Source organism: Nitrobacter winogradskyi, from assembly GCF_006539545.1.
Lineage (GTDB): Bacteria > Pseudomonadota > Alphaproteobacteria > Rhizobiales > Xanthobacteraceae > Nitrobacter > Nitrobacter winogradskyi_A.
On record NZ_BJNF01000018.1, the window covers coordinates 41,335 to 49,849 of the forward strand.

The 8,515-nt window shown below is 65.0% G+C and carries 6 protein-coding genes and 1 tRNA gene; 5 read left to right on the forward strand and 2 right to left on the reverse strand.

The annotated features are described in order from the left end of the window. The first annotated feature begins 315 nt into the window (after positions 1–315). The 5 genes from NWI01_RS03955 (at position 316) to NWI01_RS03975 (ending at position 5,223) form a co-directional block, all read left to right on the forward strand. On the forward strand, positions 316–1,443 hold the full coding sequence (locus NWI01_RS03955) for an ROK family protein (protein ID WP_141382638.1): 1,128 nt from the start codon (positions 316–318) through the stop codon (positions 1,441–1,443). A 491-nt stretch (positions 1,444–1,934) separates the two neighbouring features. Continuing rightward, positions 1,935–2,024, forward strand: a tRNA-Ser gene (locus NWI01_RS03960). A 210-nt stretch (positions 2,025–2,234) separates the two neighbouring features. Then, the gene (locus NWI01_RS03965; RefSeq protein ID WP_141382639.1) at positions 2,235–2,465 is read left to right on the forward strand and encodes a hypothetical protein; all 231 of its coding nucleotides are present in this window, start codon (positions 2,235–2,237) and stop codon (positions 2,463–2,465) included. Positions 2,466–2,519: 54 nt separating this feature from the next. Next, positions 2,520–3,494, forward strand: coding sequence for an MvdC/MvdD family ATP grasp protein (locus tag NWI01_RS03970; RefSeq protein ID WP_141382640.1), 975 nt, complete (start codon positions 2,520–2,522; stop codon positions 3,492–3,494). A 4-nt stretch (positions 3,495–3,498) separates the two neighbouring features. Further along, a complete protein-coding gene (locus NWI01_RS03975) occupies positions 3,499–5,223 on the forward strand; it encodes an ATP-binding cassette domain-containing protein (RefSeq protein ID WP_141382641.1) in 1,725 nt (574 codons plus the stop codon). On the opposite strand, the gene NWI01_RS03980 is transcribed toward NWI01_RS03975, so the two are convergent. Continuing rightward, on the reverse strand, positions 5,196–5,852 hold the full coding sequence (locus NWI01_RS03980; RefSeq protein ID WP_141382642.1) for a response regulator: 657 nt from the start codon (positions 5,850–5,852) through the stop codon (positions 5,196–5,198). The two genes, NWI01_RS03975 and NWI01_RS03980, sit on opposite strands and share 28 nt — an antisense overlap. Continuing rightward, positions 5,849–8,011, reverse strand: a complete 2,163-nt coding sequence (locus tag NWI01_RS03985; RefSeq protein ID WP_141382643.1) for a sensor histidine kinase — start codon at positions 8,009–8,011, stop codon at positions 5,849–5,851. Before NWI01_RS03985 ends, NWI01_RS03980 begins: the two co-directional genes overlap by 4 nt. Positions 8,012–8,515 lie beyond the last annotated feature (504 nt).

Below are 8,515 nucleotides of genomic sequence, written 5' to 3' on the forward strand. Positions count from 1 at the left end.
GCCGCTTTGCCTGATCATGCTCGATGGTTTTCGACGTAGCCGGGGGATTGACCATCCGGTCACACAAAAACGAGCGGCGCTGGGTAAACCCCGCGCCGGTCGCGGGACTTATAGCCCGCCAACGCTGCGAGTCAAGGAAATCGCATAGCAGTATCGCGCAATATTGGCGCTAACGGCAGCAACTTTCCGCGCTTCCCGATGGACGCCGCCCGGAGGGTCCTCGCTTGCGGCTGGCCAGTCGCCCGGTCATGAAACCAATGGGTTCCCTCGCAGTTGTTGCAGGCTGGATCAAACGGGCAAGGGGCACCATACGACATGGCGGAAGACGTTCTGACAACTTCGGGCATCGGCAAGCACGGCGTTCTCCGGCTTCCGTCGGTGGACATCGACAACTACAATATCGAGTTGAAGGACGATGATGGTTTCCTCGGCGACCGCGCCTGCAAGGGCGCGTTCCGCAGGATTCTTGACGACCTCCGCAAGCCGTTTAAAAAAAATGGCGAGGACCCGCTCGGCAAGGCGCCATCCGAGGCGATCGCTAAAGGCTCGCTCGACGAGGCGCTGGTCGGAGAGGATATCGAGGCTTCCGCCCTTGTGCATGGCGCCATCGAGGAATTCGCGCAGGAACTGGCTTATGTGACCGGGCGCTTCCTTAAAACCAAAGCCTGGGCCGACACCGAATGCATCGTGGTCGGCGGCGGCTTCCGCAAGAGCCGCGTCGGCGAGATCGCGATCGCCCGTGCCGACCTGTTATTGAAGAACGAGGGCCACAAAGTCCACCTGGTGCCGATCCGCTTCGATCCCGACGAAGCGGGATTGATCGGCTGCCTCCATCTTGCGCCTTCCTGGATTTTCGAGGCGTTTGACAGCATTCTGGCGGTTGACATCGGCGGCACCAATATCCGCTGCGGTGTGGTCGAGACCAAATGGAAGAAGGCCGCCGACCTTTCCAGGGCCGGGGTTTGGAGATCTGAACTGTGGCGCCACGCCGATGACGAGCCGACCCGCGAGGGCGCGGTGAAGAAGCTCGTGAAAATGCTGAAGGATCTCGTTTCACAGACGGAAAAGCAGGGACTGAAGCTCGCGCCCTTCATCGGCATTTCCTGTCCGGGCGTGATCGAGGAGGACGGATCAATCAAGAAAGGCGCGCAGAACCTTCCCGGCAACTGGGAGAGCAGCAGATTCAATCTGCCGAAGTCACTGATCGAAGCCATCCCGGAGATCGGCGGTCACGATACCACCGTGCTCATGCATAACGACGGCGTGGCGCAGGGCCTGAGCGAAATGCCTTACATGCAGGATGCCAGCCGCTGGGGCGTCCTGACCATCGGCACCGGCCTCGGCAACGCGCGCTTCACCAACCGCAGAAAAGAGAACAAGAAAGAAAAGAAGCCCGAGGACGGAAAGGACAAAGACAAGAAGGACAAAAAAGCCAAGGACTGACCTCACTCAGGACTGACCTTCCTTCACGACAAAGTAACCTTGATTGGTGAGGTTAAGATCGGGATCACGTTGCCGGCTGCGCAAAGACCGCTACGGTCATATTGTCGCGCAGGTGGTCCGCGAAGCCGCACTTCCGGCCACGATTTTAATGACGCGGCACGGGGCCGCCGGTTATTATTGCGTCCGGCGGTCCCACCCATAACGGCGAGACCACCTTATTGACGACGAAGGCAACTTGGTCCCGTTCTACCGCCAGCCTCTCGCTGCGGGTGCGTTTCAATTTTGCATTTGACCGCGCGGCAATGTATCAATGCGCACGTCTTCTGGCGGGAACCTGTTTCCGCTTCGCCTGAAACGCGCTAGAGCTTTGCTTCTGATTGAATCAGAAGCAAAGCTCTAGTTTATTGTTTTGACGCGTTTTCTTCACGCGAACCGGTTTCCACTTCGCTCGAAAACGCTATAAATGGGCCCCACCCGCCCGACGGCCCCTTGGAGAGGTGGCAGAGTGGTCGAATGCACCGCACTCGAAATGCGGCATAGGTGCAAGCCTATCGGGGGTTCGAATCCCTCCCTCTCCGCCATGTCTCATTGATATGTCATACCATCTACGTTTTTTCTCCAATCTCCCCGACCGCCTTCCATACCCCTGATCGGGGGGTGGCACGCGCATTCATTCATGGCAAAACGTGCCCCTCTGCTTCGGCCAAGCGGGTTGGGGGCAACCAACCGGGTCGCTGCCGCGGAAGAGCTTGTCGTGCGTTCGCAAGGAAACTTTCACAGGAGAAGATCGAATGAGACAGCAGACCGGTAGCGAACCCTCCAGCCAGAATCTGGCGTTCGTGATGCTGAACGCCCGTCCCGTGGACATGGACGTGGCGGACGCTGAGTCGGAGGGGTACTACGATCCGATGAGCCAGACCTGGATTGCTCCGCTCCACGCCCAGATCAGTAGCACCTACAGCACTCACCGCACGGCCGGCGGCGCGACCTCCAGCGACACGACCCATCGGCGGGACGACTAGGCTGTCCAGCCACCGCGCCGCTGGCCGGCGCGGTGGCCTCTCCGGCATCGCTCCATGAGCAAAACCAGACCCGTCCTCATCGTCACGGCGAAGCTCGACACCCACGCGGATGCCGTCATCAGCGAATTGAAGGCGCGCGGGCAGCCGTTCTTCCGCCTGAACACCGACGATTTCCACACCGAGTACAGAACCATGCTGCGATCCGGCGACCGCAGCGTGACTTTCGAGGACATCTGGGGCCGCTCGGTCCGCTTTCCACACGATGTCCATGCGATCTGGCACCGCAAGCCGGTCGAATCGAATAATCCGCCGGGCGTGAAGCAGCGCGGCACCGCGGATATGATCCAGAGCGAAACGCTGGAGCTTCTCAACTCGTTGAGTTGCTTCCACGACCGGCCCTGGTACAATAACCCTGAGAACAATCGAGTTTCGCAGCGCAAGTTTCCCCAGCTCTGCCTGGCGAGCGAGCTTGGCTTCCGGGTACCGCGCACCCTGATCACCAACGACCCCGGAGAGGCCCGGCGCTTTGCGGCTCAGACCCAGGGCGGCGTTCTGTGCAAGGCGATGAAAGAAGCGGGCTACTCGACCCCGAACGGATCCTATTTCATCTTCTCGCGTCGTGTCGGCAAGGATGAATTCGACGCCCACGCCGACCGCATCGCGCTGTGCCCCACGCTGCTCCAGGAATACATCGAGAAGGACTACGAGCTACGCGTCACCGTCATCGGCGATGAGGTGTTCGCCTGCCGGCTGGATTCCCAGGCCGACGAAGCGGCCAGAATCGACTGGCGGATGGTGTCGCCGGACCGAATCGCCCACAGCATGGTGACGCTGGACAACAAGGTCGAGGCCGCGCTCAAGGCGATGATGCGGCGCTTTGGCCTGCGCTTTGGCGCCTTCGACCTGATCGTGACGCCCGAGGGCGAGACCGTGTTCCTCGAACTCAATCCCAACGGCCAGTGGTACTGGATCGAGCTGACCACCGGCGCGCCGATGGCGTCCGCCATGGCCGACCTCCTGCAGTCCTGATTCCATGAACGCCTGGGACGCCCTGGTTGAAGGCCGCCTGGGAAGCGGGTTCAAGGCGTTCTGGGAACTGTGCCGCGAAGCCTGCCGGGCCGAGGCCGGCCGGTTCGCGCCCGCGATCGCCGCCTCGCTCGCGCTCGGCCTGCTCGCGGTGTTGCCGCCGATCCTCATTGCGCAACTGATCGACCGGGCGGAGGCCGGGGCTGGCACGATGGGCCTGCTCGCGCTCGGCGTGCTCGCCGCCTTCGCGGCGCTCGCGCTGCTCGACGCGGGCCTGACCTGGCTGCGACATCGCTTCACCATCGCAGCCCAGGTCCGGCTGCGCGCGCGCATCGCCCCGAAGCTGCTGGTCACGGGCCTGCGGCTGCCGCTGCGCCAGCTTCAGGACAACAGCCGCGCCACCATGATGCGCTCATTCGACGACCTCGATGAGACGCTCGGCTTCATCGCCGGCACCATGCCGGAGTTCATCACGGGTGCGATCCTGGCGACGAGTTATGCCGTGCTGCTGCTGGTGGTCAACCCGCTGCTCGCCGTGATGTCGCTCGGCGCAACGGGGCTCGCGTTCGTGACGGCGGTGGTGCTGGCGCGGCGCAGCCGCACCGCCTTTGCGACCTGGATCCTCGACCGCGATCGCGCCTTCACCGTGATCGTCGAGGCCTTCGCCTCGCTCCTGACGATCAAGTCGATGAACGCCCATCGCGCGGTCGCGGACCGCTTCGCGGACAAGCTGGAAGCGGAGAACACAAGCCTCGCGGCGATGCGCCAGCGCACCGCCGACGCGGAGGCCATGGGCCGCGGGTGGCTGACCTTCGCTCCCGGGATCGTGGTGGTCGTGGGAGTCTGGATGGTGAGCCGGGGCGAACTGAGCACCGGCGAGCTGGTGCTGTTCCTCACGGTCTCGGCGTCGCTGTCCGGTCCGGTCGGCAACATGTGCTCGCACTGGGAGGCGGCGCAGCGCACCATGGCCGCAATCACGCGCATCTCCGAATTGCGCGCCGCGGAGCTTGAGGACCTGGACGCGGACACGGGGCGGGACTGGCGCCTCGGTGCCGGGCTCTCGCTCGCAGGCGTCGGCCACCGCTATGCGGCGGACGCCGCTCCCGTGCTGCGTGCCGTCGATCTCGCGCTCGATTCGGGATCGCACATTGCCGTCACCGGCCGGTCCGGCGACGGCAAGACCACGCTCGCGCACATCATAGCAAGATTCATGCAGCCGAGCGAGGGCGCGGTGCTCGCCGGCGCGGCCGACGCCGCCACTGGCATCGGCCTGACCCCATACCGCCGGCGCGTTCTCATGCTGCCACACGAGACCGAGATCTTCAGCGCCAGCATCGCCGACAACGTCACCCTGTGGGACGGCTCCTTCGCTCTCCCGGAGATCATGGAAGCGCTGCGGATCGCCGGCCTCGGGGAGGTGGTGGACGGACTGCCCCGCAGGCACGACACGCTTCTGTCCGCCGACGGCGAGCCGCTCTCCGCGGGCCAGCGCCAGCGCCTGGGGATTGCCCGCGCCCTGATCCGGCGTCCCGACGTGCTGATCCTCGACGAGGCCACCTCCTCGCTCGATCCGCAGACCGAGACCGAGGTGATCGCCAACATCCGCGCGGTCATGCAGGGCCGCACGCTGATCGTCATCACCCACCGCGAGGAACTGGCGGCGCGCTTCGGCCGGCGACTCGTGGTCAAAGGCGGCGGCGCGGCCTATTTGCCCGGTTTGGAGCCCGGCTGACTGGTCAGGCCGAGCCGCGTGGCGTGCCACGAGGCCTCCGCGCGCGAGGAGATGTCAAGCTTGCGGTAGATCGACTTGATGTAGCTCGCGACCGTGCTCTCGGCGAGATCGAGGGCTTTGGCGGCCTCGACGTTGCGCATGCCGCGGCCGATCAGCGCCAGCACCTCCTTTTCCCGCGCGGTCAGATCGGCGTCGGGCGCGGAGGGACCGGTCAGACGGAAATGCTCCATGATGCGGCGGGCGATCGACGGCGACAGCGCCGGGATGCCCTGCGTGAGCTGGGTCAACTGCCGGACGATGACCTCGGGCCGCTGCTCCTTCAGGAGATAGCCGTGCGCGCCCGCCGACAGCGCCGCGACGATATGGGCATCGTCGCCCATGACGGTGGTGACCACGCACAGCGTATCCGCCCGCTCGGCCCGCAGGCGACGCAGCACGTCGAGGCCGGAGCCGTCCGGCAGACCAAGGTCGATCAGCGCGAGGTCGAAGCGGTCTTCCGTCGCCGCGGCAAGCCCCGCGCGCATGCTGGAGGCCTCGGTGATGCTGGAGCCGGGAAAGGCGCCGCGCACGATCTCGGCCAGCCAGCTGCGGGTTTCGGCGACATCTTCCACGATCAGAACGCGGTTCATGGCGAAGCCTTTGCGATGGAGAGGGGAAATTGCACCGTGATCCGGGTGCCGGCTGCGCCCGGCACAATCTCGAACGTGCCGCCAAGCCCGACCATGCGGGTGCGCATGTTGGTCAGGCCGTTGCCGACGGTCGCGCCGCAGGGATCGAAGCCGCAGCCGTCGTCCTCGATCACCATGGCGATGCCGCCCACGCAGTGCGCGATGTGGATGCGCAGGCCGGAGGCGCTGGCGTGCTTGATGACGTTGCCCGAGGCCTCGCGGATCACCGAGCGCAGCGCGTGCACGGCCTGCGGCGGCAGGACGGACGCGCCCTGCGTCTGCGTGCTCCAGTCAAGGTCGATGCCGGCGGAGGACAGGTGCTCGGCAATCTCCACCCGAAGATCAGCGAGCGTCTCGTCGAACGACAGGCCAGGGCGGGAGGCGTTATTGATGATGTCGCGCAGGTCGGACAGGGTTTCGCGGATCATCGCATCCTTGCGGTCGGGGGCACGGCTGTGGAGCGCGCCGAGAAGCTGCACGCCGATGTTATCGTGGATGTCGAGGGCGATGCGCTCGCGCTCCTGCGCCGCGCCCTTCTCATAGGACTCCCGGCTTTCCACCGCATGGCGCAGCATGGCGTGCAGCTCCGCGGCAAGGCTCGCATCCCGCGCCGAGAACAGCCTGCGGCCACGGCCGGCGTGTTCGAGCCGGAGCGCGGGCAGCGTACCGATGCCGGGAACGAGAAGTGCGAGACCGTCCTCGCTCAGGGTGGCGGTTCCGACGTCGGGCGACGGCTCGATCCGCAGCGGATCGAACACGTCCTGCACAAGCTGCCGCCACAGTCCGGTTTGATCGACGCCGGGCGGCGCGAGCGCGACGTCGACCACCTGCCGGAACATGTTCTCGCGGATGACCGGCCTGCGGCCGAGCAGCCAGCTCGCGAGCGCGCTGCGCAAAGGGAGGTAGAGGAAGGCGACGGTCAGAAGAGAGAGGCTGAAGGCAGGCAAGCGCTCCAACGCCACCACATAGATCAGCGCCGCGTCGAGCACGAGCAGCAGCACCGTGCCGCCGAGATAGAACAGGATGCTGAACGCCCAGTCATCCAGTTCGAACAGGCGATAGCGCGCCACGCCGAGCGCGAGACCGGCATGGATGATGAGGAACAGCGGAAAGGCGTAGCCTTGCGAAATGACCGGCGCCACCCCGATCATGTGCGGCGCGATGATGGTGGTCACGAAGGCGCCTGCGCCGATCGTCACCGCAAGAGAGAACCAGCCCAGCGCAGCGCGCGCGGACGGGTCGCCACGCGTGCGCCGGTACTGCAGCCCCGCACAGGCGAGGATCGTCAGCATCGCCAGGGTCACGGGCAGGTGAAGTCCGATCGGGGGCCCCGGCGAAAGCTCCAGCAGGCCGACGACAAGGCATACGCCGAGCACGAGCGCCGGCACGGCCAGCCAGCGGGGCCGCACCAGCCGGCGCGGATAGGAGAGAAACAGCCCGATCATCGCCGCGCCGAAAAGGAGCGCGCCCGCGTGATTGATGCCGGAGAGAACGCGGAAGAGCCCGCCGTCGAGCGCCAGCTCGCGCGTGCTATAGACTGCGGCGGGCATGGCGGAAATCATCAGCCCCGCGCCCGCGAGCGCGAACAGCCGCGGTCCGGTCTCCCCAGGCTTGAGGCTCCAGACCCAAACGCTGATCAGAAAGCCGAAAAGACCGGTGAGGGCCTGGACCCAGAACACGAGCGGAAGGTCGGCCACCGGGCGTTGCCGCCAGAGCCGGACGTTCGTGACCTTAGGTTCGGCATCCTCCCCCCGGCTCTCGATGCCGATCGTCTCCTGCGCCATGATGGCGGCAAGCCGGCTCTGGCGCGCCAGGAAATCCCGCACCTGCGCATAGGTGGCGAGGCCGTCGGGGTCTTCGATCAGGTCGCCGGGAGCCGGCTTGATCCGCTCTCCGCCAGGGCCGATCAGCGCCACCAGGGTAGCTGCGGCCGGGACAGCCGCGGCAGGGCTGCCGGCATCGACGGAATCGATCCACACCAGGTCGCGATCCGGATGATTGGAGAGGTTCAGGCCAAGCCACGGCTGCCGGACGGCCAGCACCACGGCCACGGCGACCAGGACAAGCCCGATCATCGTTGCCATCGTCAGAATGCCGACCGGCGTCAGCCTGATGCGCAAGAGCCCGCTCCCGCAACCCCGTCCCGATCCCGACCATACGGCAGCGGTCCCGTCCGCTCATCCCCCCGAACAGGTGCTGTCGGCCTTAGAGCCTTTCCGCTTCTGATAGAATCATAAGCGGGCGATATGATTTTGATCTGGAACGTTTACTTCACGCGAACCGAATTCCACTTCGCTTGAAAACGCTTTAGCAAGGGTTCACGTGGCGCTGACCGACCATCGATTTCCTCGCTGGTATCTGTCCCCCCGAGGGCTACAGGCTCGCGGCGAGATGCGCGGAGCCGAAGACTTGAGCTTGAGAGACCTGAGGGATTTGAGCTTGAGGGATTTGCGCCTGGACGGTTTTGGAGCTTACCGGAAATGTCGGGAATATACGCCGCTATAGCGTTTTCGAGCGGAGCATATCTTCAAGCCTGACCCGAGGCTGGACGCGGGTTCGCGTGAAGAGCGTCCCAACGACAATCTCAAGCTTAGCTTCTGATTTAATCAGACGCTAGACCGGCC